General features: G+C 59.4%; 27 protein-coding genes. 19 read left to right on the plus strand and 8 right to left on the minus strand.

Annotated features, from left to right (window positions below):
* Positions 1–27: 27 nt before the first annotated feature.
* Genes pseG through L0Y14_RS02510 form a run of 3 tightly spaced genes read right to left on the minus strand, consistent with a single transcriptional unit; the run spans position 28 to position 2,576 of the window.
* Positions 28–828 carry a UDP-2,4-diacetamido-2,4,6-trideoxy-beta-L-altropyranose hydrolase gene (gene pseG, locus L0Y14_RS02500; RefSeq protein WP_006473609.1) on the minus strand — a complete coding sequence of 267 codons (801 nt, stop codon included), beginning with the start codon at positions 826–828 and terminating at the stop codon, positions 28–30.
* The gene (locus L0Y14_RS02505; protein WP_006473610.1) at positions 806–1,519 is read right to left on the minus strand and encodes an acylneuraminate cytidylyltransferase family protein; all 714 of its coding nucleotides are present in this window, start codon (positions 1,517–1,519) and stop codon (positions 806–808) included. Before L0Y14_RS02505 ends, pseG begins: the two co-directional genes overlap by 23 nt.
* Entirely contained in the window at positions 1,512–2,576 is a 1,065-nt protein-coding gene (locus L0Y14_RS02510) for an N-acetylneuraminate synthase family protein (RefSeq protein ID WP_006473611.1), read from the minus strand. Before L0Y14_RS02510 ends, L0Y14_RS02505 begins: the two co-directional genes overlap by 8 nt.
* A gap of 159 nt (positions 2,577–2,735) precedes the next feature.
* Between L0Y14_RS02510 and L0Y14_RS02515 the strand changes: the two genes are divergently transcribed.
* Complete coding sequence (locus tag L0Y14_RS02515) at positions 2,736–3,422, plus strand: PIG-L deacetylase family protein (RefSeq protein ID WP_006473612.1); 687 nt, start codon at positions 2,736–2,738, stop codon at positions 3,420–3,422.
* A gap of 42 nt (positions 3,423–3,464) precedes the next feature.
* Here L0Y14_RS02515 and L0Y14_RS02520 read toward each other — a convergent pair whose 3' ends face one another.
* Complete coding sequence (locus tag L0Y14_RS02520) at positions 3,465–3,671, minus strand: hypothetical protein (RefSeq protein ID WP_005966001.1); 207 nt, start codon at positions 3,669–3,671, stop codon at positions 3,465–3,467.
* Positions 3,672–3,991: 320 nt separating this feature from the next.
* On the opposite strand from L0Y14_RS02520, the gene L0Y14_RS02525 reads away from it, so the two are divergent.
* From L0Y14_RS02525 to L0Y14_RS02560, 8 genes are all read left to right on the plus strand, one after another.
* Positions 3,992–5,068, plus strand: coding sequence for a hypothetical protein (locus L0Y14_RS02525; RefSeq protein WP_006473616.1), 1,077 nt, complete (start codon positions 3,992–3,994; stop codon positions 5,066–5,068).
* Positions 5,065–9,492: a methyltransferase domain-containing protein gene (locus L0Y14_RS02530; RefSeq protein ID WP_006473618.1), complete on the plus strand. Its 4,428-nt coding sequence runs from the start codon at positions 5,065–5,067 to the stop codon at positions 9,490–9,492. Before L0Y14_RS02525 ends, L0Y14_RS02530 begins: the two co-directional genes overlap by 4 nt.
* A complete protein-coding gene (locus L0Y14_RS02535; protein WP_040818438.1) occupies positions 9,386–11,116 on the plus strand; it encodes a glycosyltransferase in 1,731 nt (576 codons plus the stop codon). Before L0Y14_RS02530 ends, L0Y14_RS02535 begins: the two co-directional genes overlap by 107 nt.
* 275 nt (positions 11,117–11,391) lie before the next feature.
* The gene (locus L0Y14_RS02540) at positions 11,392–12,237 is read left to right on the plus strand and encodes a flagellin N-terminal helical domain-containing protein (RefSeq protein WP_006473621.1); all 846 of its coding nucleotides are present in this window, start codon (positions 11,392–11,394) and stop codon (positions 12,235–12,237) included.
* 74 nt (positions 12,238–12,311) lie between these two features.
* Positions 12,312–12,692, plus strand: a complete 381-nt coding sequence (locus tag L0Y14_RS02545; RefSeq protein ID WP_240991550.1) for a flagellar protein FlaG — start codon at positions 12,312–12,314, stop codon at positions 12,690–12,692.
* Between the two features lie 97 nt (positions 12,693–12,789).
* Positions 12,790–14,112 carry a flagellar filament capping protein FliD gene (gene fliD, locus L0Y14_RS02550; RefSeq protein ID WP_005966568.1) on the plus strand — a complete coding sequence of 441 codons (1,323 nt, stop codon included), beginning with the start codon at positions 12,790–12,792 and terminating at the stop codon, positions 14,110–14,112.
* Between the two features lie 140 nt (positions 14,113–14,252).
* A complete protein-coding gene (gene fliS, locus L0Y14_RS02555; RefSeq protein WP_005966565.1) occupies positions 14,253–14,687 on the plus strand; it encodes a flagellar export chaperone FliS in 435 nt (144 codons plus the stop codon).
* Between the two features lie 6 nt (positions 14,688–14,693).
* A complete protein-coding gene (locus L0Y14_RS02560; protein ID WP_305790615.1) occupies positions 14,694–15,002 on the plus strand; it encodes a flagellar protein FliT in 309 nt (102 codons plus the stop codon).
* A 12-nt stretch (positions 15,003–15,014) separates the two neighbouring features.
* Here the strand turns inward: L0Y14_RS02560 and L0Y14_RS02565 are convergent, their stop codons facing one another.
* Positions 15,015–15,809, minus strand: coding sequence for a cytochrome C assembly family protein (locus L0Y14_RS02565; RefSeq protein WP_006473624.1), 795 nt, complete (start codon positions 15,807–15,809; stop codon positions 15,015–15,017).
* A 172-nt stretch (positions 15,810–15,981) separates the two neighbouring features.
* On the opposite strand from L0Y14_RS02565, the gene ffh reads away from it, so the two are divergent.
* The 6 genes from ffh (at position 15,982) to sbcB (ending at position 21,051) form a co-directional block, all read left to right on the plus strand.
* Entirely contained in the window at positions 15,982–17,355 is a 1,374-nt protein-coding gene (gene ffh / locus L0Y14_RS02570) for a signal recognition particle protein (protein WP_006473625.1), read from the plus strand.
* Between the two features lie 184 nt (positions 17,356–17,539).
* Entirely contained in the window at positions 17,540–17,791 is a 252-nt protein-coding gene (rpsP, locus tag L0Y14_RS02575; protein ID WP_005965405.1) for a 30S ribosomal protein S16, read from the plus strand.
* 49 nt (positions 17,792–17,840) lie between these two features.
* Positions 17,841–18,350, plus strand: coding sequence for a ribosome maturation factor RimM (rimM, locus tag L0Y14_RS02580; RefSeq protein ID WP_005965407.1), 510 nt, complete (start codon positions 17,841–17,843; stop codon positions 18,348–18,350).
* A 6-nt stretch (positions 18,351–18,356) separates the two neighbouring features.
* Positions 18,357–19,118 (plus strand): tRNA (guanosine(37)-N1)-methyltransferase TrmD, encoded by a 762-nt coding sequence (gene trmD / locus L0Y14_RS02585; protein WP_005965409.1) that lies wholly within the window; start codon positions 18,357–18,359, stop codon positions 19,116–19,118.
* Positions 19,119–19,121: 3 nt separating this feature from the next.
* Complete coding sequence (rplS, locus tag L0Y14_RS02590; protein ID WP_005965411.1) at positions 19,122–19,466, plus strand: 50S ribosomal protein L19; 345 nt, start codon at positions 19,122–19,124, stop codon at positions 19,464–19,466.
* Positions 19,467–19,608: 142 nt separating this feature from the next.
* A complete protein-coding gene (sbcB, locus tag L0Y14_RS02595; protein WP_006473626.1) occupies positions 19,609–21,051 on the plus strand; it encodes an exodeoxyribonuclease I in 1,443 nt (480 codons plus the stop codon).
* A gap of 79 nt (positions 21,052–21,130) precedes the next feature.
* Here sbcB and L0Y14_RS02600 read toward each other — a convergent pair whose 3' ends face one another.
* Together L0Y14_RS02600 and L0Y14_RS02605 are read right to left on the minus strand one after the other, a co-directional pair.
* Entirely contained in the window at positions 21,131–21,415 is a 285-nt protein-coding gene (locus L0Y14_RS02600) for a hypothetical protein (protein WP_005965415.1), read from the minus strand.
* Positions 21,416–21,457: 42 nt separating this feature from the next.
* Positions 21,458–22,117, minus strand: a complete 660-nt coding sequence (locus L0Y14_RS02605) for an ankyrin repeat domain-containing protein (protein ID WP_006473627.1) — start codon at positions 22,115–22,117, stop codon at positions 21,458–21,460.
* Positions 22,118–22,200: 83 nt separating this feature from the next.
* On the opposite strand from L0Y14_RS02605, the gene L0Y14_RS02610 reads away from it, so the two are divergent.
* The 3 genes from L0Y14_RS02610 (at position 22,201) to L0Y14_RS02620 (ending at position 25,123) form a co-directional block, all read left to right on the plus strand.
* Positions 22,201–22,599 carry a hypothetical protein gene (locus L0Y14_RS02610; protein ID WP_039960482.1) on the plus strand — a complete coding sequence of 133 codons (399 nt, stop codon included), beginning with the start codon at positions 22,201–22,203 and terminating at the stop codon, positions 22,597–22,599.
* Positions 22,600–22,799: 200 nt separating this feature from the next.
* Entirely contained in the window at positions 22,800–24,392 is a 1,593-nt protein-coding gene (locus L0Y14_RS02615) for a potassium channel family protein (protein ID WP_005965421.1), read from the plus strand.
* On the plus strand, positions 24,389–25,123 hold the full coding sequence (locus tag L0Y14_RS02620) for a potassium channel family protein (RefSeq protein ID WP_005965423.1): 735 nt from the start codon (positions 24,389–24,391) through the stop codon (positions 25,121–25,123). The genes L0Y14_RS02615 and L0Y14_RS02620 overlap by 4 nt, the downstream gene beginning before the upstream one ends.
* Here L0Y14_RS02620 and L0Y14_RS02625 read toward each other — a convergent pair.
* Positions 25,120–25,470, minus strand: coding sequence for a hypothetical protein (locus L0Y14_RS02625; RefSeq protein WP_005965424.1), 351 nt, complete (start codon positions 25,468–25,470; stop codon positions 25,120–25,122). The genes L0Y14_RS02620 and L0Y14_RS02625 overlap by 4 nt on opposite strands.
* Positions 25,471–25,603: 133 nt before the next feature.
* Between L0Y14_RS02625 and L0Y14_RS02630 the strand changes: the two genes are divergently transcribed.
* Positions 25,604–26,512 (plus strand): DUF3108 domain-containing protein, encoded by a 909-nt coding sequence (locus L0Y14_RS02630; RefSeq protein ID WP_005965426.1) that lies wholly within the window; start codon positions 25,604–25,606, stop codon positions 26,510–26,512.
* Positions 26,513–26,538: the final 26 nt, after the last annotated feature.

Genomic DNA, 26,538 nt, shown 5'->3' on the forward strand with positions numbered 1-26,538 from the left:
CTCGGCATTGGCTTGTTGATCTTCTGACTACACGACGATCAGCGCCGGCAGCCCCAGGGCACAGCGCTCCCAGCCCATCATGCCGCCGCCGCCGATCGCCAGATCGGCCTGGCGCATCAGTTCGGCGACCTCTTCAGTCTGGATGTGCAGGCGGCGGTCGGATCGCTGGCAGCGCCGCTGCAGGCCCGTCAGATCGGGATGGTGGCTGCCGACCAGCAGATCGATCCCCTCCACCAGCTCTAGCCCTTCAAGCGCATCGAGCGCCCAGTCGCTGAGGTTGGTGTCGTCAGCGCCGCCGAAGCTGAGCAACAACCGCCTGACTCCCCGCTCGCGTATCCGGCAGTGATCCCGCAGTCGGCTGAACTCCGGGCGTAGCAGCGCATAGTCGGGGCCAAACAGGGTGCGGCACTCTGCCGGCAGCAGCCCCTGATAGTCCTGCTCAGGATCACTGCGCAGGGTGAAATCGAGCAGTAGATCGACTTGGTGCGGGCGGTTGGCGAGATCCTCGATCGCCATCAGTCGTGGTACCACTTCACGCAGCTGACGCTGCCACTCTATGCTCAGGCCGTAGTGGTCGACGAGCAGCCAGTCGGGTCGATTGCGCGCTGCCCAGGACCGGCAGCTGGCCGCGTCTTCAGCCTCGGTTTCGGCCTCGACTAGATGGCAGGGGAAGTCGCCGAGCAAGTGCTTATTGAAGTCGTCACGGCGGGCATGCAGGAAGTCGATCGCTGCACCCCGCTTGCGCAGAGCCAGTGCCAGTGCGCGGCAGCGCAGCAGATGGCCACTGCCGATGTCGCTGCCGCTGTCAGCGCGGATCGCGATCTGCACTGCGGCGTGCCTCCAGCTCCGCCAGGCAGAGAGCCAATTCCAGGTCGTCAGCGGTGTCAATGTCCACCGAGCGGCGAAATGGCATGATGTGGGCGCGCATGCCGGGGCCGTAGAAGTTGCGGCTGCGCAGCAGTTCGTCGCTGAAGGTGGCGTAGGTGCTGCCATTGCCGGCGATCAGCTCGCCGACCTGGTCGGCACGCATATCACAGAGCTCAGGCCATTGCGGGGCGACCGTGCCGTCTCTCTCCAGTCTCAGTGCCTGATAGGGGTAGTGGCTGTAGTGGGCGGCGGCTAGGGCGTAGTGGCAGCGGCCGCGTTCCAACAGCCCGCAGGTGGCGGCTACGTCAGTGGCGTTGCGTAGCGGTGCGGTGGCGTAGAGGCAGCAGATGATCTGGTAGTGGTGGCCGGCCTGCTGTTCGCGGCTCAGCCAGTCACAGCAGACGTCGACCACGGTGGCGGAGTCGTGGCTCAGTTCGGCGGATCGCTGTGCGACCTCGGCGCCGTGGTGGGCGGCGATCCCGGCGATCTCGGCGTCCTCGGTGGAGACTACCACGCGTTCAAAGATGTCGCTCTGCAGGGCTGCCTCGATAGTGTAGGCGATGATCGGCTTGCCGCGGAATTCGAGGATGTTTTTGCGTGGCAGCCGTTTCGAGTTGCCCCGCGCCGGGATGATGGCGACCGCGTCAGTCACTGAGGTGCTCCAGGTTGAGGCGCGCGCCGGCAGAGAGGTCGCGACGCAGATGACGATCTCTGAGCTGGTCAAACAGGTCTGGCGGGATGCCGCCGGCGGGGCGGCGGAACTCCACGTCGATCTCGCTGAGATGCTGCCCAGCCTTGGCGTCGCTCATCAGCCAGGCGCTGCGCCGGATCTTGTTGCGCTGTTTCAACTCATCTGCATGCAGGGTGCGGCGGTTGCTGCCGAGGCCGATCTCCACCTCGCGGATGGTCTGGATGAAACGGTGCATCTCTGGTGGTTCGAGGGAAAAACAGTGCTCCACGCTGGGGGTGGTTCGGTCTTCGCTGATGGTTTTCTCCAGCAGGTTAGCGCCCAGCGCCAGCGCCGCCACATCCATCTCCCAGCCCGGGGTGTGGTCGGAGAAGGCGGCGGGGAAGGGGAACAGCCGCTTCAGGGTCGGGATGATATTGAGGTTGATGCTGTTGAGTCGCGCCGGGTAGCCGGAGGGGCACTGGTGGATGATGATCTGCTCGTTGCCCTCGGTGAGGATCAGGTCCACTGCCGTCTCCACCTCGCCGAGGGTGGCACTGCCGGTGTCGAGCTGTAGGCAGAGACCGGTGCGCGCCGCATAGCGCAGCAGTGGGTGGTGGTTGATGTCGCCGGAGGCGATCTTGATCGAGTCGCACCCCAGCTCCACCAGCAGGTCGATATCCTCCTCGAAGGAGGCGGTGGAGAAGAAGGCGAGGCCGAGGCTGTCACTGTAGCGCTTTAGCTCACGCCACTCGTCGCGGCTCAGACAGCGGCGGTGGAGGATCTCGTAGAGCGGCTCTTCGACTCTCTGCAGGCGACCACTCTCTCGGTCCACCAGGATCTCGTAAGAGAACGGCATTTTTTTGTCGGCGACCAGCCGCTCCGGGTCAAAGATCTGGAACTTCACTGCATCGGCGCCGGCCTCTGCGGCATGCTTCACCAGGCGTTTTGCCATCTCCAGTCCGTTATGGGTGGGGCCGGCTTCAAAGGTGATGAAGCAGGGGTGGTCGTCGCCGATATATCTGTTGCCGATCCTGACCATTGCCGCTCCTGAGTCTGGTTGTGGTTGTGGTTGTGGTTGTGGTTGTTTTAGGCTGTTGCCGTCAGAAGACTAGCAAGATTCGATCCGATGTGTATTGCGGTTGCTGTCGCAGCGTAAAGAGTGGTAGTAAACGGGTTGGATCTGGCCGGGAGTTGAGCGATGTCGAATGTAGTGCTGGCGGTGGTGGCCCATCCGGATGATGAGGTATTGGGTTGCGGTGGGGCGCTGGCGCGGCATGCGGCGGAGGGGGATCGGGTGCATATCCTGATTCTTGGTGAGGGGGCCACTGCGCGCGATCCGCAGCGCGACCCTCAGGCCCGGGCGGTGGATATCGAACGGTTGCAGCAGTCGGCGAGACGCTCGTCAGAGATTCTTGGCGCCGAGCCCCCCGAGTTTGCCGGTCTGCCGGATAACCGGTTCGACGGCATGGAGCTGCTCGATATCACCAAGCGGGTCGAAGCAGTGGTGTTTGAGTTGGCGCCAGGTATCGTCTATACCCACTTCGTCAATGATCTCAACATTGATCATCGCCTGACTCACCATGCAGTGCTGGCGGCCTGTCGGCCGATGCCGGGGCGTTCGGTGCGACGGTTGCTGGCGTTCGAGGTCTGCTCCAGTACCGAGCTTTCACCCAGCGATGCGCCGGCCTTCCGGCCTAACCACTTTGTCGCGATTGACGGCTATCTGCAGCGGAAACTGGAGGCGCTCTCTGTCTACGACACGGAAATGCATCCGTTTCCGCATGTCCGGTCGCCTCGGGCGCTGGAGGCGCTTGCTCACCTACGCGGCGCCCAGGTGGGGGTGGTGGCGGCTGAGGCGTTTGAACTGGTGCGGGAGATCCGTTGAGACGGTGCTCTCCTATTGGTGTTGTGCTAGATCAGCCGGAGGTTAGCCGCCGATTGCCTGTTTGTGGTGTTTTATCTGACAGTGGCCGTCAAGGGAGCCCAAGCCCAACTGGATTGCCCTGAAGGCGGAGATTCCACCGCGGTACTGATGGATGGCGAACTGTTGCGCCATACTGATGGAAAAGTCTTGATGACCCTTTGCGTTGGCGCAGCGCCGCACCATCTCTGAAATTGCCTGTTCCCTTTTCATCCCCTTTCTCCAGCTAGTTTCTCAACCTATTGTGTATGCGGCAAATATCAGGATTTCTTTATGCTCGAAAACCTCTTGCCTTAATGAAATAAAGCGAATCCGAGGGAATTAAAAGTGCTTTCTGGATTTAGTGTGCGACGGGTCACGTAAAAACCCAGATCTGTCAAGTTTTTTTACACTTCTCTTGTTGAGACTGGCCCGGTCCGGGCCCGTTAGCCTGTCTGTGAGTCGAAGGGGGTGTTTTGGGAACGGGATTTGCAGGCCCTGATGTCGAGATCCCGACAGCGCTGAATAAATGCACTCCAAGCCTATGAATTCCAATGGATAGTCAAAAAAACATCGGATTTGATCGTGTCAGAGAGCCACTCTGGCGGAAATTTGTCGGTGAGGAGCCGGCCTGCCGGGTGGAGTTGATGCCGGGCGGGGTGATCCGGCTGGGCCTCTCCGATGCTCCCTCAGCCTTTGAGTCGAGCGATCCGCGGGCGTTGCTCGAGTGGCTTAAGGCCTGTGCACCTCAATGGCAACAGCTCGAGCTGGTCGACCGGGGGGCGAATGATTGGCTGAGCACCCTGAGAAAAATTGTGGGCGGGTTGGCCGAGGGCACGCGTATCTGTCTCGACATCCCATCTGCAGATAGCTGTGACCTTATCTATGGTGCGGACCAGCCGGTTTCCGGTGAGTTAGGGCGGAAGTTGCAGGCGCTGACCCGGCAGGGCCTGACCCTACTCGACGGGCGTCCCTTTTTGCAGTTCGACTCCGCAACGGTGACGCGGCTGATCTGTGAGGCGCCGCCGAGCGAGGCACATCGCACCACGCCGCGGCTCTGGCAGCGGGCGCTCTCCTGGGTGGGCAACGATAGGCTGATGCAGGAGTTTCTGCAGCTGCTGCAGGAGGACCTGTTCGCCAGCCTGCCGCCGGAGTATTGCGACCGCCTCTGGGTGCGGCTGGAGAGAGTTGCTGCAAAGTCTGCTGACAACCAGATTCAATCGCAATGGCAGCAACAACGTACGGCACTTGATGGTGGCCTCAATCTGGCCGCCCTGATGTCGCTCAATCCGCAGCTGGATGAGGCCTGGCTGGAACGCTTCAACGGTTATCTGAGCGATCTGCGTTGCGCGCTACTGTGGCATCGATTGAGTTTTCTGTTAGCGCATCTGCCGGGCTGTGATCTGAGTGGCCTGCTCAACAGTGACTCGCAACGCATCCTGCAGCGATGGCGTGAGATGGGGGAGCTGGATGCCACCACCACCGAGATCTGCCGTAGCTGGCACCAGCTGCCGGAGGTCAGGGAGGCGCTGGAGTTTGAGGGCATCAACTTTGGTGATGTGCGCGAGTACGACAACTTTGCCAGCTTCCAGGAAAACTATCAGCTGCTGCGCCGGGAGGAGAGCCAGTGAGCGGTCCGGCCATTGTTTGCATGCTCTGGGATAAGAACCATGCGGCCCTGTATGAGTACGTGCGGCGCCGTCCCTGCACCGTGATCACGGTTCGCGGCAACTGTCTGCCTGAGCTGCAGCGGGGGATTGAGGCGGCCGGAGGCAGCCTGCTTGCGGTGGAGGATGCGCTGACCCAGGAGGAGTTTCTGCAGCTCGATGAGGAGTCGAAGCAGCGCGCGCAGCTGGTGGCGCAGGGGCTAGATTGTGATCAGTGGAAGGGGTTTTGTGAGGCACAGGGAGTGCATTCGGCGCGGGTCAACGAGCTGCTGACTGGCGGCATGAAGGGGTATTTGCATCGTTGCATGATCGGTGTCAAGGCCCTCGACCGGCTGCGTGAGCGTTACCAGCTGGAGCTGATGCTGGTCAACGAGGAGTACACTGGCAGCGCCAAGCTGTTCGTCAAGTGGGCCAAGGCTCGCGGGGTGCCGGTGCTGCATCTGCTGCATGGCACCGGGCTGGCCAAATCTTACAACGTGCACGACTGCGTGAATGCGGATTGTTACGCGGTGGGCTCGGACTACAGCAAGGAGGGATTGCTTGATCTGGGAGCACCCGATTCGATCCTCAAAGTCACCGGCTTTCCTGCCTGGGACCACTATCGGGAGCTCGCGCAGCAGCGTGTCTCGATTCGCAGTCAGCTAGCAAAGCACTACCGGCTCGATCCGCAGCGGCGTTGGGTGGGCTACTTCACCACTTGGGCCTCCACCACCACCGCCTATGCTGAGCACAGTGAGTATAAGCTGCTGATTGCCGGCATCTTTCTCGCCTGTGTGCAGCTCTGGGCCAAGGGGATCGACTTTCAGTTGATTATCAAGGATCGGGAGTCGAACGAGCGCTTTGGTCAGAAATTGACAGCGGAAGTGGCCAGAGCCCTGGGCATCCCGGCGGATGCCTACCGTTACATCACCGAGAATACCGAGGGGCTGACGGTGGCTTCTGATGTGGTGGTCTCTTCCGGTTCCAACCTCTCCATTGAAGCGGGCATCGCGGGCATTCCGGCGATCAACCTGCTTAGCCCTTCCCAATGGCTGTTGGGGCCGCCCTATCCCGATGTGGGGATGAAGGAGGCGCGGGTGGAGAGCCTTGCGGGGGTGTTGGAAACCTGTCTGCAAGGCGAGCCCAGCCAGCTGCAGCCGCTAGCGCGTTTCGCCGGCCCCAACGGGGATGGCCACTGCTTCGAACGGGTGGCGGAGCTGATGCTGAGAATGGCACAGGGCGAGGCGGTGGTGGAGATAGGGGAGTTAGACGTGACAGACCAACAGATGCAGAAAAAGCCGACTGTGATTGAAATTCCCGCGGAGGAACCGGTTGAGGTGCAAAAGCCGACGCCACTCTGGCAGCAGGATGGCGAGAACAGTTCGCTACACGGCAGCTACTATGAAAACCCACGCGGCGACCTGTTCAACCTGTTTGCCCATCCGCCGCGTATCGTGCTGGAGTTGGGTTGCGGCACCGGTGCCACCGGCCAAGCCATCAAACAGCGCTACCCGGACGCGCTGGTGATGGGATTTGAGCTCAATAAACAGGCGGCGGCGATCGCCCGTGAGCGGCTCGACTGGGTGGTACAGGGCAATATTGAGCAGATGGACCTGGCCTCCGCCGGTTTTCGTCCGGCCAGCATCGACACCTTCATCGCCGCCGATGTGCTGGAACACCTCTACAACCCCTGGCTGATGCTGCACAAGCTGCGTCCCTTCCTCACTGACGATGCCCAGGTGATCGCCAGCATCCCCAACTCGCGCAACGCCGGGTTGCTGCGTGAGCTGGCCGGCGGTAGCTGGACCTATCGGGATGAGGGGCTGCTCGACTGGACCCACATCCGCTTCTTCACCCGTCAGGAGATCGAAAAGCTCTTCAGCGAGACCGGCTACCGTGTCGCCTGCTGGGAGAGTCGCTGGGATGGGGTGACGCCTGATCTCGATTTTGAAGACGAACAGCGCCGGGATGTAGATCTGGGCAATATGGTGTTGAAGAATCTCAGTCGGGAGGAGTGGCAGCAGTTTCGCGCCCTGCAGTTCGTGGTGCGGGCGGAACCGCTGCCGCTGGCTGGACCTGAGGCAGTTGCCACGCCGGCGGAGGGAGAGGCAGCATCGCCGCTTACGGCGACGACACCTGAGACAGCGTATGAACCAGCCGCCCTGTTGGAGCGGGTGGAGGCACCGATGGGTGCGGAGTCAGAGCTCCTGCGGCAGGAGACGGATGATAGTCAGTCTGAGGCCCCGTTGCTGGCGGATCAGCGTCTGCAGATTGCCTTTTTCGTGCAGGATGGTGAACGGGATGTCTGCTGGAAGATCCGCGTGCGTGAGCCGTTTAGTTACATGGCCGATCTGATCGAGCCGATCTGGGCGACGCATAACCCGAAGGGGGTCTGTGAGGTGGACGAATCGGCCATCGAGCGCGCTGATGTGATCGTGGTGCAGCGCCACTTTCCCCGCCCGGAACACAGTGGGGTGCTGGATCGGATGTTGCGGTCGGGCAAGCCGGTCTACTATGAGACCGATGATCTCTTCACCAAGGTGCCGGAGGGACACGATGCCTTCGGCATCGGCCTGGAGACTCGCGCCCATGTGCTCGATTTCATTGGCAAGGCGAGCGGGCTGATTGTCTCCACCGAGGCGCTGAAGGAGGCCTATCTCCCCTACAACAAGAACATTAGTGTGCTGCCGACGGTGCATCCGGCGGCGCTGATTCCGACGCAGGCACCGCCGCTGCGTGACCAAGAGCCGGTGACTATCGGTTATGTTGGCACTGTGACCCATCTGGCCGATCTGCGGATGATCGAGCCGGCGCTGCTGCGTATCCACAAAAAGTACGGCAAGCGGGTGCGCTTTGTATTCGTCGGCTGTGTCACCCCCAAGCTGGAGCGGCTGGCCGATCGAGTGGAGCGCTTTTCTAGCCTGGAAGAGTATCTGGCGAAACTGCCGGAGTTGGGGCTGGATATCGGCCTGGCGCCGCTGCAGGAGAACGACTTCAATCGGGTTAAGAGCAACATCAAATGGATCGAATATACCGCAGCCGGTGCGGTGGGGGTCTACTCCAATCTCACTCCCTATCTCAGTGTACAGGATGGCCGCGGCGGTTTTGTGGTGCCAAATACCGAGGATGCCTGGCGTGAAGCGATTGAGAACCTGATCAACGACCCTCATTTGCGTCATCGCATGCTGTTGAGCGCACGTGAGCGAGTGCTGCAGGAATGTACCGTAGAGGCGCAGATCGAAAACTATCGGGAGGTCTACAGTTCACTGCTGGAGCGCGATCTGAATGCGACCTTTCATGCTGACATGAATCAGTGCTACGCGGAGTGGGTGGAGAAGCATCAGCTGACCGAAAGCCAGGCCCAGTACCACGCGGAGCGCATGATGACCGAGTGGCGGGTGAATCCTGGTTTTCATCTGCTGCTGCCCTTTCAGAAGGGCGAAGAGGCGGCGCTTGCCGATACTCTGGATAGTCTGTCACAGCAGCTCTACTCCGGCTGGGGCCTGAGTGTGGTTTCACAGCAGCCCTCACCCGGTGGGTTTTTCGATGAGCTGGATATGGTCGAGTGGGTGCAGGTGGAGGGGAATCTGATGCAAGGCATCAATGCGGTGCTGTCCGACTCCAGCACCGATTGGGTGGCGCTGATCGCCGCCGGTGACAGGCTCGCCCCGGATGCGCTGATCTCCTGCGGCGACTACATCAATCTCCATCCCCAGGCGGAACTGCTCTACATAGATGAGGATTGGCTCGACGACAACGGCCAGCGCTACAACCCGCTATTCAAGCCGGAATTCAACCTGGAGTTGCTGCGTTCCATGCCCTATCTGGGGGCCTTTCTGCCGGTGCGTCGCGAGCTGCTGCAGTCGTTGGGTGGTTATGCCGTGGAGCCGGGCGTGGCGCAGTACGATCTGGCGCTGAAGCTGGCGGAGCGGGCGGACGCAGAGACCCTGCTGCATATCCCCAAGGTGCTGCTGCACCGTCAGGATCGCTACCAGCTGGCACGGGATGAGGCGGCGGTGGTGGAGGCGCGTTGTCAGGTGCTGCTGGCACATCTGCAACGCTGTGATATCGATGCCAAGGTGCAGAATGGCATCAGCTTTGGCACCTTTTTTGTCGACTATCCGCTGCTGAGCGAGCCGCTGGTCTCGATCATTCTGCCGTTCCGCGACTTGGAGGGGATCACCAAACCGGCGATCAATACCCTGCTGGAGACGAGCAGCTATGCCAACTTCGAGCTGCTGCTGGTAGACAACGGCAGCCGTGAGCCAAGCTTGCTGGAGTTTGTCCGGCAGCTGGAGCGAAATGATTCTCGGGCAGCGGCTGCTGCACGACGATGCCCCCTTCAACTACTCAGCGATCTGCAACCGGGCGGCGCAGCAGGCCCAGGGAGATTTCCTGTTGTTCCTTGATAGCGACACCATGGTAGTGCTCAGCAACTGGCTGGAGCGGCTGCTGGCGCAGGCGCTGCGACCGCAGGTTGGGGTGGTCGGGCCGCGCCTGATCTACACCAGTGAGCGGATCGAGAGCGCTGGGCTGGTGCTCGGCATGGGCGGAGATGCCGGCTCACCCTTCGTCGGCATCTCGATGCGTGAAGATGGCTACATGGGGCGGCTGCAGGTGGCCCAGGAGTACTCGGCGGTGAGCGGTTCTTGTCTGCTGATTCGGCATGAGCTGTTCGATCAGGTGGGCGGCCTGGATGAGCAGCACTTTGGCGTGCGTTACAGCGATGTGGACCTCTGTCTGAAGGTGAAGGCGGCCGGTTACAAGGTGATCTGGACGCCGTTTGCCAGTCTGGTGCACTTTGGACGGCAGACGATCCACAGCTATGCCGACAATAGCTTTGTCAAGATGGTGGCGCGCAGCCAGGAGGCGCTGGTGTCGCGCCACCTGCCGGCGCTGGCCAATGATCCGGCCTTCAACCCCAATCTGAGCCTGCTGCACAAAGAGGTCCAGCCCGAGACCGAGATGGATGTGACCTGGGAAGCGGCATTTCACCCCAGGCCCAGGGTCTGGGCCTATCCGGTCAACTCCGGTGGTGGCGGTGAGTATCGGGTGCGAGCGCCGTTGCGGGCGCTGGAGCAGGCGGCGCTGGCGCAGATTTCGCTACTGCCCAATTCTGAGGGGCGGGAACGCACCCGGGTGCCGAGCCTGCCTGAGATGGCCCGCGCTGCGCCGGACAGCCTGTTTGTGCTGCACGGCATCAACGATCTGATGATCCGCTGGTTGGATCTCTACCGGAAGTACACCGATACCTTTCTGGTCTTTAGTCTCGATGACAACCTGTTTCACCTGCCGCAGAAGGGCGGGCAGAAGAACCGTTTGCCCAGCGATATGCGGAAGCGGGTGCGGCGGGCGCTGAAGCACTGTCATCGGCTGATCGTCACCACCGAGCCGTTGAGGGAGGTCTATCAGGACTTTATCGAGGATATCTGGGTGATGCCGAACCGGCTGGAGACGCAGCGCTGGGGCAGTCTGGAGTCGAAGCGTGGCCAGGGTAAAAAGCCACGGGTAGGGTGGGCCGGTGCCGCCCAGCACCGGGGGGATCTGGAGCTGATCCGGCCGGTAATGGAGGCGTTGCAGGACGAGGTGGAATGGGTCTTTATGGGAATGTGCCCGACTCCGCTGCGGCCGCTGGTGGATGAGTACCACGACGGGGTGCCATTCGTCGACTATCCGCAGAAGCTCGCCAGCCTGAATCTGGATCTGGCGATTGCTCCGCTGGAGCACAATAAATTCAATGAGGGCAAGAGCAACCTGCGGCTGCTTGAGTATGGGGCCCTTGGTTGGCCGGTAATCTGTTCTGATGTGGAGCCCTATCGCAATAGTCCGGCAACCTGTCTACCCAATAAGCCGGGAGCCTGGGAGAAGGCGATTCGCGAACGTATCCACGAGCCGGATGCTCTGGCTGACGAGGGCGACCGGATGCGGGCCTGGGTGCGGGAGAATCATATGTTGGAAGATCACCTGGAGGAGTGGATGCAGGCGCTGTTCTCTGATGAGGTGTTGCGCCAACTGCTGAAGCCGGCGGGGTAGTTAGAGAGTTTTAGCTGAACCATGAGGGGAATGGTGTTCCTGGGTTCCATTTTTTGCCTTTCTCATGGAATGTTTGATTATTCATTAAAAACAAATCGTTATCAGTGAGTGCAGAGCTGTCTTTTTATAAGGGGAGGGGTTAAAGATCCCTGGCAGGCTGCCGTTACAGAGGCCGGAAGCGGTAAATACCATCACTCTCGAAGGTATATCTGCTAAATGCAAACCCGATGCCCAGGCTTGATGTACAGCATCGCCGGGTGATTAGGAGAAAAGTTATGGCACTCGTAGTCAATACAAACGTAATGTCGCTGAACGCCCAGCGTAACCTCTCTTCCACACAGAACGATCTAGCCAAATCCCTGCAGCGGTTATCTTCCGGTCTGCGCGTCAACAGCGCGAAAGACGACGCGGCGGGTCTCTATCAGATTGAAAAGATGACTGCGGATATCCGCGGTCTGAATCAGGCCACACGTAACGCGGCAGACGGCATCTCACTTGGTCAGACTGCGGAAGGTGCCCTCGGTCAGATCGCCAACAACCTGCAGCGGATTCGTGAGATTGCGGTGCAGTCATCCAACGCTACCGTTGAAGATCGCACCGGCCTGCAGAAGGAGGTGGATCAGCTGACTCAGGAGATCTCCCGTATCGTGCAGACCACCGAGTTCAATGGTACTTCCCTGTTGTCCGCCACTGCCAGCATGAGCTTCCAGGTGGGTCAGGATGGCAAGGCCAGTCACCAGGTGAGCGTCAAAACTATCGACCTGACCAGCCTGAATGCCTACGCTTCAAGCCTGACCGCTACCGGCACCATCAATGTCAGTAGTGCCTCCGCCGCATCGGCAGAGTTGAGCACCGCATCCACCGGTATCGAAAACGACATCACATCAGTGGCTCAGAATCGAGCAACCTTCGGTGCCGTGCAGAATCGTTTCGAGGCGGTTATCTCAAATCTTTCGAATTACGCTGAGAACCTCACTGCTTCACGCAGCCGGATTCAGGATGCCGACTTTGCGGCGGAGACCGCGGCACTGACAAAGACGCAGATCCTACAGCAGGCTGGTGTCTCGATACTGTCTCAGGCCAATGTTGTTCCGCAGAGTGCCCTGGCGCTGTTGCAGTAAGCTCATCGACCGGCATCCGGGTGATCTAGCCCGGATGCACTAGACTCGAAGAGATCAGCCTCAGGGTGGATGCAATGACAACCGAAGTAACAATGGGATCGCTGCTTCAGTTCAGCCGGACGACCCAGCCCCAATGGGTGGAGCAGGCCAGGCCAGCAGAAGCTGCACGTCAGGTTGCTGAGCGGAATATATCGATCCATCAAGACCAGGCTGAAGAGGAGTCCCAGGGCAGTCTTGAGCGGCTGGAAAAGATGGTTGAAGAGCTCAATCAGAAGGTCCAGCAGCAGAAGCGCTCACTCCAGTTCAGCGTGGATGAGGAGAGTGGCAAGACAATCATCAAGGTAATTGATCTGGATCGGGACGAACTAGTTCGCCAGATCCCACCTGAAGAGGTCATCCGGCTTGCACAGCGTATGCAAGAGAATTCTGGGGTGATCCTTAAGGCGAAAGCCTGAAAGAGATCGGCTTGCCGCTGTAGAGTTCAAACTTAGACTTTCACCCTGGATGGACTCTCCTCCAGGGTAAAACAAATTAAATGGAGGGGAGACGATCATGGCTTCTATTCTCGCTCCCGGTGTTGGATCTGGGCTCGATGTCAACAGCATCATTGATCAGTTGATGAACCTGGAGCGGCTGCCGCTGGATCGTCTGCAGAATCAGGAGAGCCAGGTCAACGCGCAGATCAGCGCCTATGGCCAGCTGCGCAGTGCTGTGTCGGATTTTGAAACGGCTATGGATGGCTTGGGCTCTCTCTCCAAGTTCCAGGTCTTCTCCGGTTCATCCTCCAACGCGGATGCCTTTACCGCCAGTGCGGATGAGACTGCCAATGTGGGCAGCTTCAATATCAACGTCACCCAACTGGCTCAACGCCACAAGCTCGCCTCCACTACCTTTACCAACAAGGATACTGTGGTGGGAAGCGGCACTCTGGATATCTCGGTGGGCAGTGGCAGCTTCAGTCTCACCATCGACAGCAGTAACAACACCCTGGCGGGCATTCGAGATGCGATCAATCAGGCCAGTGATAATCCAGGGGTGGCCGCCACCATTCTCAACGAGAGTGGTGGCAGCCGCCTGATCCTGACTTCGAATGACAGCGGTGCGTCGAATGCCGTTGAGGTGGTGGTCTCGGGGGATGCAGGGCTTTCCCAACTCCATTACGAGGCGGCAGGTACGCAGAACCTGACTCAGGTGGCGGCTGCTCAAGATGCCCAATTGACCGTCGATACCTTTAGTGTGACCAGTAGTTCGAATACGATCAGTGATGCGATTCAGGGTGTGACCCTTAATCTTAAAACAACTGGTAGTGGCACGGTCGATTTCAGCAGAGATGATGACGCTATTGCCGAGTCAGTGGATGCATTTGCTACCGCCTTCAACAATCTGCGCAATACCATCGATAGCCTTTATGATGGGCAGTTGGCGGGAGACAGCACCCTGCTGACCATGGAAAGCCTGATGCTTGGCATAGTCAATAGTGGTGCCTCGATTACTGGTGGCAGCTACACCCATATGACAGAAGTGGGGCTCTCCATCGGCAAGGATGGCCGGATGAGTCTTGATAAGAGCGCATTGAGCAAGGCGATGGATTCCGATTTCAGCGGGGTCAGCAGGTTGTTCGCGGACAGTGATCAGGGATTTGCCAAACGCTTGGGTGATCTCGCCCACGATCTGCTGACTGCTGATGGTATGGTGGATGCGCGTGAGGATGGACTGGCTGCCCGCATTGATACCCTGCAGGATCGACAGAATCAGCTTGAATATCGTCTCGATCTGACTGAACGACGCTATCGGGCCCAGTTCGCCGCGCTCGACTCGTTAATGGGGCAGTTGCAAACTACCAGCAGTTTTCTTTCGCAACAGTTCTCATCCTAAATATAAATGAGATGGTTGAAGGAGATGAGAGCCTGACTGGTATGGGATGGAAACAAAGAGACTCTTCCTAGAGGGAAAGAGCGCTGCAGAGAGCGGTGATCCAGACAAGAATGAGAAACAGTCGTGAGGCATAATTACCCATGAGCCATTTAAAAAAGCGTGGAATATCCCAGTATGGACAGGTGGCAACCAGCTCAGAGGTTGCCTACGCTAGTCCGCACCGGCTCGTCCAGATGTTGATGGAGGGTGCGCTGGACAAGATGGCGGCGGCGAAGGGGTTCATACAGCGCAAGGATATGGGGCAGAAGAGCCGGCATATCAGTTGGGCGTTGTCTATCATCAACGGCCTGCGCGGCGCACTCGATTTAGAGAGTGGTGGTGATATTGCCCGCAACCTTGATGACCTCTACGAATATATGGGGCGTCGCCTGATGGCGGCCAACAGCAGCAACGATCCGGAAATCCTCGATGAGGTCGCCTCGCTGCTGACCGAGATCAAGCTTGCCTGGGATGCATTGCCGGATGAGGTCAAACAGCTGCCACAGGAGAAGATCTCTCCTGCAGTGGGTGCCTAGATGGTTGTGAAAGATGACCTCCTGGAGCAGGTTCTGCTGCTGACCCGCCAGATGCGTGAACAGGCACAACAGGCTGCCTGGGAGGAGGCGGAGCGGACGGAGGTGCAGCGCAGCCGTCTGATCGCTGAGTGTTTTGATGGTGAAGAGGCGTTTGGTGACCAGATGCTGGCTGCCAACAAGGTTCAGGAGATCATCAGGCTCGATACGGAGATCATGGCGATAGGCGACCGTTCCAGGGATGAGATCCGCACCCAGTTGAATCGTCTGCAGCAGGGCCGGCAGGTGGCAAAGGCCTACCGCCGTTTCAGCCGCTGACCTGGACGAAAATCAGGCAAGCACCAGCTCAATTACCGCCTTGCTGCCGAAATAGGCCAGCATCAAAACCACGAATCCACTCAGGGTCCAGATCAATGCCTTCTGGCCTCGCCAGCCAAAACGGTATCGTCCCCACAGCAACATTCCAAACACGATCCATGCGGTGATCGACAGCACCGTCTTATGCACCAGTCTCTGCGCGAACATGTCGTCAAGAAACAGAAAACCGGAGCCCAGCGCCAGCGTCAGCAGGAAAAAACCGGCACCGATCATCTCGAATAGCAGGCTCTCCATGGTCTGCAGGGGGGGCAGGGCGCGGATAAAGCCGCCGGGGTGACGATGGTGGAGCTGGTGGTCCTGGATCGCCAGCAGAATAGATTGGACGCTGGCGAGGGTGAACAGGCTGTAGGCCAGCATCGAGACCAGCACATGGACAGTTAAACCGAGGGAAGCGTTTTCGTTCAGCAGGTGAACCGAGCTGAAACGGGTCTCTAGGAGGATCGCCAGGGCCGCCATCGGCAGCAGAACTATACCCAGATTCTCAACCGGCTTGCTCAGGGCAGAGAGCAGCAGCAGCAAGGTGATGGTCCAGGCGATTAGCGAGAAGGCATTAAAAAAGCCCAAATTGACGCCCGTGCCGCTTACCAGATTACTCCAGAGCAACAACGCATGCAGGACCACCCCAGCAAAGCCAATAGCCAGTCCAGCTGAACGGGGCAGCAGCCTGACGCTGCGGCTGCTGAATAGCCGCACGCCAAAGATCAATCCGGATAGCAGATAGGCCGTGATGGTAAATGATGTCAGCAAAACGGCTGGATTCCCTGTTGCGGTGGTTCGATAACTGAGGTGTCGCGATAATCGCATATAAGGCGTGTTTGATGGAAGGCCGACTAACAGCCCGCTAGGGGGCCAAACTCAACTGCTATATACTGTGCCGGTTTTGATCTTACGCCCGTGGGGCCTGCTTGGTGGAACGCTCATGTTTGAAAGTTTGACACAACGGCTTGGAAAGGTGCTCGACAACCTGCGGGGGCAGGGGCGCCTTTCGGAACAGAATATCAAAGATACCATGCGTGAGGTGCGCATGGCGCTGCTGGAAGCGGATGTAGCGTTACCGGTGGTGCGTGCCTTCGTCGATGAGGTGAAGGCCAAGGCGATGGGTGAGGAGGTGATGAAGAGCCTCACCCCCGGCCAGACCCTGATCAAGATCGTCAACGACGAACTGGTGCGGGTGATGGGAGAGGCGAACGAATCCCTCGACCTGGCCGCCCAGCCCCCCGCAGTGATCCTGATGGCCGGTCTGCAGGGTTCGGGTAAGACCACCAGCGTTGCCAAACTTGCGCGCTGGCTGCAGCAGAACGGTAAGAAGAAGGTGATGGTGGTGAGCTGCGACGTCTACCGTCCCGCCGCCATCAAACAGTTGCAGACCCTGGCCAAAGATGTCGGCGCCGAGTTCATCCCCAGCTCCGCCGATCAGAAGCCGGTGAAGATCGCCAAGATGGCGCTGGCTGAGGCGAAGAAGGCCTATGCTGACGTGCTGCTGGTGGATACCGCCGGACGTCTGCATGTGGATGACGAAATGATGGCGGAGATCAAGCAGCTGCACGCCAGCGTTGATCCGGTCGAGACCCTGTTCGTGGTCGACTCCATGACCGGTCAGGATGCGGCCAATACCGCCAAAGCCTTCGATGAAGCATTGCCGCTGACCGGCGTGATCCTCACCAAAACCGACGGTGATGCGCGTGGCGGTGCCGCGCTCTCGATCCGCCATATCACCGGCAAGCCGATCAAGTTCCTCGGTGTGGGCGAGAAGGTCGACGCGCTGGAACCGTTTCATCCCGACCGGGTTGCCTCGCGCATTCTCGGTATGGGCGATGTGCTTAGCCTGGTGGAGGAGGTCAGCCGCCAAGTCGATCAGGAGAAGGCGGCCAAGCTGGCGCAAAAGCTGCAGAAGGGAAAGGGTTTTGACCTGGATGACTTCCGCGAACAGATGCTACAGATGAGCAAGATGGGTGGAATGAGCAGTCTGATCGATAAGCTGCCGGGCATGGGCAACCTGCCGGACAAGGTCAAGAACCAGGTCAACGATAAAGAGGTCGGGCGGCTGATTGCCATCGTCAACTCCATGACCCCGAAAGAGCGCCGCTTCCCTGCGATTATCAAGGGTTCGCGCAAGCGCCGTATCGCCAATGGTTCCGGCACCCAGGTGCAGGATGTGAACCGGCTGCTCAAGCAGTTTACGCAGATGCAGAAGATGATGAAAAAGATGAAGGGCGGTGGCATGGAGAAGATGTTGCGAAGGATGGGGGGACGTCTGCCGGGTGGGCCGGGCGGAGGTGGTTTTCCATTCTGAGTCGGTTGTCGCCGCAAGGCCGCTGAAAGTGCTGAATTCTGCCCTCCTTTCCGAAGTATGCCGCAAGTTTGAGGCTGGATTCAATGCGGGCTTCACATTCCAATATTTTCCGTTATAATGCGCCGTTTCCCGCCGGAGTACCCGGTGTATCCAAAATCATCGTGACTAAGGTAAGGTTAAAGAGATGGTAACCATTCGTCTTTCCAGAACTGGCGCAAAGAAGCGCCCCTTCTACCACATCGTCGTGACCGACAGCCGTAATCCACGTGATGGCCGTTACATCGAGCGCCTCGGCTTCTTCAATCCGGTTGCCACCGGTGGCGAGGAGCCGCTGCGGATCAATCGCGATCGCGTCGATCACTGGATCTCCCAGGGTGCGCAGACCTCTGACCGTGTTGCGGATCTGCTGAAACGGGCTGCCAAAGCCGCAGCCTGAGCCCGGATCTGACGGTTCGGGGAAGCCCATTCCTGCCAAGGCGGACAGAATGATGCAGTCCGACGAGATGGTGGTGATGGGGCGGGTTTCCGGCGTGTTCGGTGTGTGTGGCTGGTTTAAAGTCTACTCCGACACCAAACCCCGCGAAGGCATCCTCCAGTACTCCCAATGGTACCTACAGCAGCATGGGGAGTGGCGTGAGGTCAAGTTGCTGGAGGGCAAGCGCCAAGGCAAAGGGGTAATTGCCAAGATCCAGGGTTGTGATGACCGCGATCAGGCGGCCGCGCTGCAGGACAGCAAGATCGCGATTCGCCGGGCGCAGCTGCCAGCACTGGAAGCAGGTGAATACTATTGGACCGACCTGGAGGGATTACGGGTCGAGACCCTCGATGGAGTCGAGCTGGGGCGGGTCAGCTACCTGTTTGAGACCGGCGCCAACGATGTGGTCGTGGTCAAGGGAGAGCGGGAGCGGATGATTCCCTACACCTGGGGTGAGGCGATCCGCAGGGTCGATCTGGCTGCTGGGCTGATGCTGGTTGACTGGGACCCGGAGTTTTAGGGAACGATGCGCTTCGACGTGATCAGCGTCATGCCGCAGATGTTCGATGCCTTGCAACAGCAGGGCGTGGTTGGCCGGGCGCTGCAACGGGGACAGGCGGAGTTAAGACTCTGGAATCCGCGGGACTACACCAGCGATCTGCACCGCACGGTGGATGACCGCCCCTATGGCGGCGGCCCAGGCATGGTGATGAAGTACGAGCCACTGCAGGCCGCTATCGAGGCCGCCAGGAGTGGCCGGCCGGATGCGAAGCTGGCCTATCTGAGTCCGCAGGGGCAGCGCTTCGATCAGCGGGTCGCGACAGAGATGGCCGCCTCAGGTGAAGATCTAATCCTGATCGCGGGTCGATACGAAGGGATCGACGAGCGCATCATCGAGCGCAATGTCGATCAGGAGTGGTCGATCGGCGATTATGTGCTGAGCGGTGGTGAGTTGGCGGCGATGGTGCTGATGGACGCAGTGATCCGCCTGTTGCCCGGGGTGCTCGGTGCGGCGGAGTCGGCTGAGCAGGATTCGTTCATGGACGGCCTGCTGGATTGCCCGCACTACACCCGTCCAGAACTGATAGACGGCATGCAGGTGCCGAAGATCCTGCAGAGTGGTAATCACGAGTTGATTCGACGCTGGCGCCTCAAACAGGCGCTAGAGCGGACGTTGCAGCGGCGGCCCGATCTTCTGCAAGGGCGCCGGATGACGGCCGAAGAAGAGAAGCTTTTTAATGAAATCAGAGCGGCGTCGGGAGACGCGGAGCGAGAACAGGAGCAATAGACCATGAGCAAAATCATCGAGCAGCTCGAAGCCGAGCAGATGGGCCGTGAGGTTCCAGAGTTTGGCCCCGGCGACACCGTGATTGTTAAGGTGCGGGTAAAAGAGGGTAGCCGTGAGCGGCTGCAGGCGTTCGAGGGTGTGGTCATCGCCAAGCGTAACCGTGGCCTTAACTCTGCATTCACCGTGCGTAAGATGTCCCACGGCGAAGGCGTCGAGCGCGTGTTTCAGACCTACAGTGCACTGGTGGCCGATATCAAAGTGACCCGTCGTGGCGACGTGCGTCGCGCCAAGCTCTACTACCTGCGCGGTCGTACTGGTAAGGCAGCACGCATTAAAGAGAAGATCTAACCTCCTTCTCCTGGTCATCGATAAAGAGCCGTTCCGGCCTCGGCTGGAGCGGCTTTTTTATGCCTGGCAAAGTGCAAGCATACTGGCTTGCAGCGACAACTCTCTGGATGAGAGACTGCGGGTTTTGTCACGGCAGGGCCTAATGATGCAGACATTCTACTGGCACGACTACGAAACCTGGGGCGCCGATCCGAAGCGGGACCGGCCGGCCCAGTTTGGCGGACTGCGTACCGATGCGGAGCTGGAGCCGATCGGCGAACCGTTGGTGATCTACAGTCGTCCCAGCGATGATATGCTGCCCCAGCCGGAGGCCTGCATGGTGACCGGCATCAGCCCGCAACTGGCGTACGCAAAGGGCGTGCCGGAGGCAGAGTTCATTGCCCAGATCCATCGTGAGTTGGCCCAGCCTGGCACCTGTGGGGTCGGGTACAATTCGATCCGCTTCGATGACGAGTTCACCCGTTTCACCCTCTATCGCAACCTCTTCGACCCCTACGCCCGGGAGTGGCAGAATGGCAACTCCCGCTGGGACATCATCGACATGGTGCGCCTCACCCATGCCTTGCGACCAGAGGGGATAGAGTGGCCGAGCGATGCGGCAGGGCGGCCCAGCTTCCGTCTGGAACTGCTGACCGCCGCCAACGGCATCGCCCACCAGGCGGCTCACGATGCCCTTTCAGACGTGTACGCGACCATCGCCCTGGCGCGGCTGATCAAACAGCGCCAGCCGCGCCTCTACGGCTACCTGCTGAGCCATCGCAACAAGCATCAGCTGCGTGACCTGCTCAACCTCAAGGCGACGCCTCCCATACTGCTGCATGTCTCCTCCATGTACCCGGTTGAGCTGGGGTGCATCGCGCCGGTGGTGGCGCTGGCGCAACATCCGACGAACAGTAACGGTGTGATTGTCTTCGACCTGCGCCAGGATCCAGCGCCGCTGTTGGAATTGGATGATGAGCAGATCCATCAGCGTCTATTTACCCCGACCGCTGATCTGCCTGAAGGCGTGGAGCGTATCCCGCTGAAGACGGTGCATCTCAACAAGTGTCCGGTGCTGGTGCCGACCAACACCCTGACGGCGGAAGCGGCGGAGCGTTGGCAGATCAACCTTGAACAGGCGGAACGGCATCGCCAGCAGCTGCTGTCAGCGCTTGAGTTGCAGGCGAAGATTAGCCGTGTCCACCAGATGAAGCAGTTCGAGCCTCAGACGGACCCGGATCTGAGTCTGTACAGCGGTCCATTCTTCAGTGAAGACGATCGTCGCCGCATGCAGCAGATCCGTGAGACTCCGGTTGATCAGCTGGCCGGGCTGCACTTTGCGTTTGACGATGCGCGCCTGCCGGAGATGCTGTTTCGTTACCGCGCCCGCAACTGGCCGGAGACGCTCAACGAAACGGAGCGGCAGCGCTGGGATGAGTATCGTCAGACACGTCTGTTTGATGCGGATGGCGGTGGTGCTATCCAGTTGGATGAGTATCTGGCCCAGCTTGATCTGCTGGCGGCAGATGAGGGGCTCTCCGCTGAGCGCCGCGCACTACTTCCCAAACTGCTGGAGTGGGCGGAGCGCGTCGCGGAGAGCGGCTAAAGAGCCTCTGAACGAATCATGGACGGGTAGCCTTGCCGTTCGAATTTCTGCTCGCTCAGATTTCTTCAGAGGCCCCTGATCAGTCGTCCAACCAGCCCTGTAGCGCTTCGATCACCGCCTTGGCCTGGTCCCGGCTGGAGATGTTGAACTTCGACTTCGGCAGGTATTCACCGTTGCGCTTCTGGTAGCGGCGGATGGTGTACTTCTCCGGACCGTACTCCTCCTTGGCGCGATTCCACTCCTGATAGCGGAAGATGAGGGTGGTCCAGGCTCCTTTCGTGAGCACAACCTTGTCCAGTTCTTTGACAATGTCGATGCCGTCTTCAGTGTAGGTGACTGTCAGCTCGTCGGGTGTAGATGCCATAGTTGTCGCTTCTAAAAGTTGATGATGGGTTGCAGGGGAACGTTACATGTCCGGTTTTCCGGCAACGGCGCCATATTTGTGCAGGATTGCGATGATCGCCTCGGAGTTGTTGGCAATGGCTAGCTGCAAGGCGGTCTGTCCGGCGTGATTGCGTTGGTTTACCTCTGCCCCTTTGGCGATCAGGTGTTTGACGATTACCCGATGGTTCTGGAGCACCGCGATGTGCAGGGGGGTGTTGCCATCCTTGTCGGTGACGTTGATCTTGGCTCCCCGCTTGATGAGAAACTCGATGATATCCCGGCTGGCGCTGTTGGAGCGTACCGCCTCGATCAGCATTTCGTTTGGCTCGAACTGCGCCCCCTGGTCTGCCAGCTGGCGTGCAATCAGAGGCCGGCGTGCCATCACCGCGGTGTAGATGGGGCTCTTGCCGAAGGTATTTTTTGCATCGATATCCGCGCCATGGTCGAGCAGGATGCTCACCACTACCAGCAGACCGCGTTCAGCAGCCACGTGCAGTGGTGTGCGTCCATCCGGGCCGGTGGCATTGATATCGGCGTCCCAGTAGAGGTTACGCTCGATCTGATCGATATCCCCCACATGCACCGCCCGATAGAGATTGATGGTGGGGCGGTCGGGTTTACTGCAGCCGGCCATCAGCAGCAGCGCAAGCAGGCTGGGTAGAAGAATGGGATGAAGTTTCATGTAGCGATGGTAAAACGTGGTGAGAGGCGTCTGCAAGCCCGATCGTAGCCAGGGTGTCGCTGCCCATGATAGGGTTCGGGGCTATGATTACAAAGCTGTTATTGACCCTCGGGGTGATTGGAATCGCTTGGTTGGTGCTGCGCCAGCGTGCCCGCAGGGTGCGGCAGATCGAGGCGGCAGAGCGGTCTCCGCAGCTGAGTGCGCCTGCCAAGCCGAGCGGGATGGTTACGCCACGCCTGGCCGCCTACGGATTGGTGATATTCATGATCCTGGTCAGCAGCCTGTTCCTCTATCTTCAGTGGCGCGACGAATATCGCATCGTCACGGTGCGGGTGGTCAACACCCAGACCGGCGAGAGCCTCATCTACGAGGCACGGCGCGGTGATGTGGAAGGGCGCCATTTCGAGACCCTCGACGGCCGGGTGATCACCGTAGCGGACGTGGAGCGGATTGAGATGGGCCGGGAGTCGCGCCAGCGCTAGGAGCCTGTCGGATTTAACACTGTTTGGCTGTAAACCCCTGGATGGCGATAAACTGGGTTGATCACCATCCAGGGATTTTTCCCCAAGGGCACTTCCTTTGGGGTAGGCTCAAACGGATAATCTGACTAGGCTCCTAGTCTTGCCGTTTTAGCGCCGCGCGGCCCGATCATTGCCGCCCGGCAGCCGTAAAAAGAGAGCAGATGGGGATATCGCACACACTGATCCGCCTCAGCTACGCCTTGGAGGGCTCGGCCCGCTATCGGCGGGCCAAGCACTTCTTCTACGACTTGCTGGAGAACCCTCTGGCGCCGGTGCGGCCCTACTTCGATATCTTCATGATCCTGCTGGTGCTGTTGAGCGTCTGGCTGCTGATCTATGAGGTGCGCCACGACCTGGGGCTGATCGATGATGTGGTCGAGCGCATCGCGGTGACTGTTTTCATCCTCGAATATCTGCTGCGCTTCTGGATCTACAACGACAGCCACGCCATCATCCTCAAACATTACGAACGGGCGGAGTTTGTCAATGAGCGGTTTCGCCTCTGGCCGGCGCTGCGCGAGATCCTCGCCCGGAAATGGGATTACATGAGTCAACCGCTGGCGGTCATCGATCTGCTGGCGATTATTCCCAGCTATCGTCCACTGCGCTTTCTGCGCATCTTCCTGCTGTTCCGTCTGTTTAAGCTGTTTCGCTACACCCGCAGTATCAGTGGATTCGTCAAGGTGTTGTCAGAGAAGCGCACTGAGTTGCTGACGCTGCTCATCTTCATGGCCTTTATCACCTTTACCGCCGCCACCGCCTTCTTCTTTTTTGAGTTCGAGTCATCCGGCCTTCAGTTCAACTCCTTTGTTGACAGTCTCTACTGGGCGGTGGTGACCATGTCGACGGTGGGCTACGGCGATATCACGCCCCAGACCATCGAGGGGCGGGTCATCACCCTGGTGTTGATTATCTCGGGACTTGGTGTGATCGCCTTTTTCACCTCGATCATCGTCTCCGGTTTTGGTGAAAAGATGCACGAGGTGCGCTCACTGCGGGTCTACTCTGAGGTGGAGCGCAAGCGGGTCGGCATCATCCTGTGCGGTTTTGGGCGCGTGGGTGAGGTGGTGGCGCAGCGCTTGGCAGAGGAGATGAACCCGTTTGTGGTGGTTGATACGCGGGAGTCGGCAATCCATCTCGCCAAACAGCGCGGCTATCTGGCGGTGCAGGGCAATGCCGAGGATAGTCAGTTGTTGGCAAATCTGGGGGTTGAACGCTGGGTTGAGCGGCTGCTTTGTCTGACCGGCAATGATGTGATCAACGTTTACATCACCCTCTCTGCGCGGCAGATGAACCGGCAGATCGAGATCATCTCCCGCGCCAACCACCGGGAGAATATCACCAAGTTGATGCGGGCCGGTGCCACTCATACCGTGGCGCCCTACGAGGTGGCTGGTCTGATTGCGGCGGAGTATGTGGGCCAGCCGGTGGCGTTCGAGGCAATCTACGGCATGCTGTCTGGCGAGCGCGAGGTGGGGGTCGATGCGGTGCGCATCCATCCGGGGGCGAAGCTGGTAGGGTGTCGACTGGGTGAGGTCGACTTCCAACAGAGCAAGCTGATCGCGTTTGGTGTGGTGCGGGATGGTAGCGCGCCGCCGGAGGGGCAGACACATCTGTTTGAGCTGGGTGGGCGGGTGTTTCACTTCAACCCAAAACACGACTTTGAACTGGCGGCGGGGGATCTGCTGTTGTTGTTTGGACACGAATACAGCATCGCCCATTTTCGCGATGCCCTTGAACGAGGTGGGCTGTGAATCGCGATCTGCGTGTCCTGATCTTCGGCGCCGACGCGCTGGCCCAGGAGGTGGCGGGGCAGCTGACCGAACGCGGTCTGCGGGTGCCCATGTTCAGCAGCGATCAGGAGAAGGTGCGCGGCCTGTGTGAGCGGGGCTTCGACGCCCGTGAGCTGGACTATACCGACGACGACCAGCTTCGCTCGGTGGGGCTTGGTTCGGGGATTGATATCATCTTCGGTCTGTTCGACGAGGAGTCGAAAAACGTCTTTCTCACCCTCTCCGCCCGTGCCCTGGAGCCTGAGCTGAAGATCGTCTGTGTGGTGGAGTCAGCGCGGGGCAAAGAGAAGATGCTGGCCGCCGGTGCTAGCAAGGTGCTCGACCCTTTTGAGATCAGCGGACGCAAGATCCACGACCTGATCGCCCGGCCGATGATTGTGGAGATGCTCGATCGCACCCTCTTCGGCAAGTATATGGACATTGCTGAGATCAAGATCCCGGCAGGCTCCTGTCTCGCGGGTCGGCCGCTGAGCCAGATCGAATTACATCGGCGCTACGATGTGATTCTGATAGGGGTGGTCGATCTGGAGATGGGGGAGCGGCTGATCTTCAGTACCAGCGGGGTGGATCACAAGATCGATGCGGGGGATATGCTGGTGGTGATTGGTCCGCATCAGGAGATCGCCCGCCTGATTGGGGATGTGGAGCAGAATCAGAGCGACAGCCTTGAGGCTGCCGTTCAGAAACCTTAGGCTGGCGCGCTCTCCAGTAGATTGCCGAGTTGCTCTGATACTCCACCCTGAGCCTGCAGTGCTTGCTGCGGTGTCGCTTTCAATTGTGCCAGGATCTGCTCGAGGGTGGAGCGGGCCTGCTGCGGGGTTTCAATCCGGGGAGATGTCTGTTCCACCCGGCTCTGCTCCATCTCATAAAGCTGCCGCGCTTTTTCCACATCCACTTGAGTGTCGGGCCGGCTCGGCTGAGAGGCGTCGCTGGCTGCAGCTGCATGCCTGGCCTCACCCGCAGTTCTGTTGCGGTTTGACTCTATCTGTCGGTTGCTCGGGTTGGTGACCGATTTGTCGGGGTGGATTGGGGTTACCATACTTATGGACTCCTCTGGTGTCGGGTAATTGACAGATTCATCTGGGGTTCAGTTTCCAGAGGCTAAGCTGCGAAAAACATGCCAACCTGCATGGCAGTATAGTTGATCGTGCAAGAGTAGAGGTCAGTAGAGAATGGGCGGGATCAAATCTGGAATCAAAACCGCACTGCTGGGCACGTTTTGCTTTTGGCTATTCGGCAACAGTGCGCTGGCTGTCGAACAGGCGGAGCTGTGGCGCTATCAGATCTCTTACCAGGGGATACTCTCCGGCTTCATGCCGATGGCGATTGCCGATGCCGAACTGCGTCTGCCGGCTCAGCCACAGTTGCTGAATGGCAGGCCGGTGCGCACCGCCCTATTACAGGTTTCGACAGCGGCCTATGGCAAGGCGGAGTTGATCTACCCGCTGCGCTACCGATATCAGAGCTGGTTCGATCCACAGGTCCAAGATGCGCTGCTGGTGAAAGAGGAGTTGACCACCGACCAACGCCAGCGGGAGCTGCTCTGGTTCGACCGTCAGGGGCGGCAGGCTGTGCGTATTGAGATGTCTGAGCCGGAGCCGGCTGGTGAGCCGCTGCCGCTTCAGCTGGACGACCTGTTGGAGGGCTGGCAGGCTGATGGCGAACAGGCAGTGCTTTCAAATCGGGTGGATCTGCAAGCGGCGACCTACGACTACTACTCCCTGTTGCAGCGATTGCGCAGGGTTGAGCTGACAGCGGGTGAGGTGCTGGAACTACCGGTGTTTACCGGCAAGGCGCTGAAGCGCTATCGGGTGGAGGTGGCTAGCGAGGTTGCCGGAGGAGGCAATCTGTGGCGATTGCGTCTTACCAGTCTGGAGGCGGATGGACGCCCATCCGACAAGTTTCTGCTGGTCTGGCTGACGGCTGACGAGCGGCGCATTCCGTTGCGCTTCCATGCCGAGCGTCCGTTTGGCAGCCTTGATGCGGTCCTGGTGGGAGAGGGCGGCGAAAGTCAGATCGCGGCGGGCCTCTCCTATCATGAGACTGAGGGAATAGGCGACCTGCTAAACTGGGGCGACTGAGCTCGCCAGATTCCGCGATCCACGAT

The sequence above is a fragment of the Candidatus Endoriftia persephonae genome (assembly GCF_023733635.1).
GTDB classification, from domain to species: Bacteria; Pseudomonadota; Gammaproteobacteria; order Chromatiales; family Chromatiaceae; genus Endoriftia; species Endoriftia persephonae.

Bases quoted from the DNA above. Each gene is read 5' to 3' on its own strand.
- L0Y14_RS02510 (WP_006473611.1), bottom strand. From the start codon at position 2,576: ATGGTCAGGATCGGCAACAGATATATCGGCGACGACCACCCCTGCTTC.
- L0Y14_RS02515 (WP_006473612.1), top strand. From the start codon at position 2,736: ATGTCGAATGTAGTGCTGGCGGTGGTGGCCCATCCGGATGATGAGGTA.
- L0Y14_RS02520 (WP_005966001.1), bottom strand. From the start codon at position 3,671: ATGAAAAGGGAACAGGCAATTTCAGAGATGGTGCGGCGCTGCGCCAAC.
- L0Y14_RS02525 (WP_006473616.1), top strand. From the start codon at position 3,992: ATGGATAGTCAAAAAAACATCGGATTTGATCGTGTCAGAGAGCCACTC.
- L0Y14_RS02535 (WP_040818438.1), top strand. From the start codon at position 9,386: ATGATTCTCGGGCAGCGGCTGCTGCACGACGATGCCCCCTTCAACTAC.
- L0Y14_RS02540 (WP_006473621.1), top strand. From the start codon at position 11,392: ATGGCACTCGTAGTCAATACAAACGTAATGTCGCTGAACGCCCAGCGT.
- L0Y14_RS02545 (WP_240991550.1), top strand. From the start codon at position 12,312: ATGACAACCGAAGTAACAATGGGATCGCTGCTTCAGTTCAGCCGGACG.
- fliD (WP_005966568.1), top strand. From the start codon at position 12,790: ATGGCTTCTATTCTCGCTCCCGGTGTTGGATCTGGGCTCGATGTCAAC.
- fliS (WP_005966565.1), top strand. From the start codon at position 14,253: ATGAGCCATTTAAAAAAGCGTGGAATATCCCAGTATGGACAGGTGGCA.
- ffh (WP_006473625.1), top strand. From the start codon at position 15,982: ATGTTTGAAAGTTTGACACAACGGCTTGGAAAGGTGCTCGACAACCTG.
- rpsP (WP_005965405.1), top strand. From the start codon at position 17,540: ATGGTAACCATTCGTCTTTCCAGAACTGGCGCAAAGAAGCGCCCCTTC.
- rimM (WP_005965407.1), top strand. From the start codon at position 17,841: ATGATGCAGTCCGACGAGATGGTGGTGATGGGGCGGGTTTCCGGCGTG.
- trmD (WP_005965409.1), top strand. From the start codon at position 18,357: ATGCGCTTCGACGTGATCAGCGTCATGCCGCAGATGTTCGATGCCTTG.
- rplS (WP_005965411.1), top strand. From the start codon at position 19,122: ATGAGCAAAATCATCGAGCAGCTCGAAGCCGAGCAGATGGGCCGTGAG.
- sbcB (WP_006473626.1), top strand. From the start codon at position 19,609: ATGATGCAGACATTCTACTGGCACGACTACGAAACCTGGGGCGCCGAT.
- L0Y14_RS02600 (WP_005965415.1), bottom strand. From the start codon at position 21,415: ATGGCATCTACACCCGACGAGCTGACAGTCACCTACACTGAAGACGGC.
- L0Y14_RS02605 (WP_006473627.1), bottom strand. From the start codon at position 22,117: ATGAAACTTCATCCCATTCTTCTACCCAGCCTGCTTGCGCTGCTGCTG.
- L0Y14_RS02610 (WP_039960482.1), top strand. From the start codon at position 22,201: ATGATTACAAAGCTGTTATTGACCCTCGGGGTGATTGGAATCGCTTGG.
- L0Y14_RS02615 (WP_005965421.1), top strand. From the start codon at position 22,800: ATGGGGATATCGCACACACTGATCCGCCTCAGCTACGCCTTGGAGGGC.
- L0Y14_RS02625 (WP_005965424.1), bottom strand. From the start codon at position 25,470: ATGGTAACCCCAATCCACCCCGACAAATCGGTCACCAACCCGAGCAAC.
- L0Y14_RS02630 (WP_005965426.1), top strand. From the start codon at position 25,604: ATGGGCGGGATCAAATCTGGAATCAAAACCGCACTGCTGGGCACGTTT.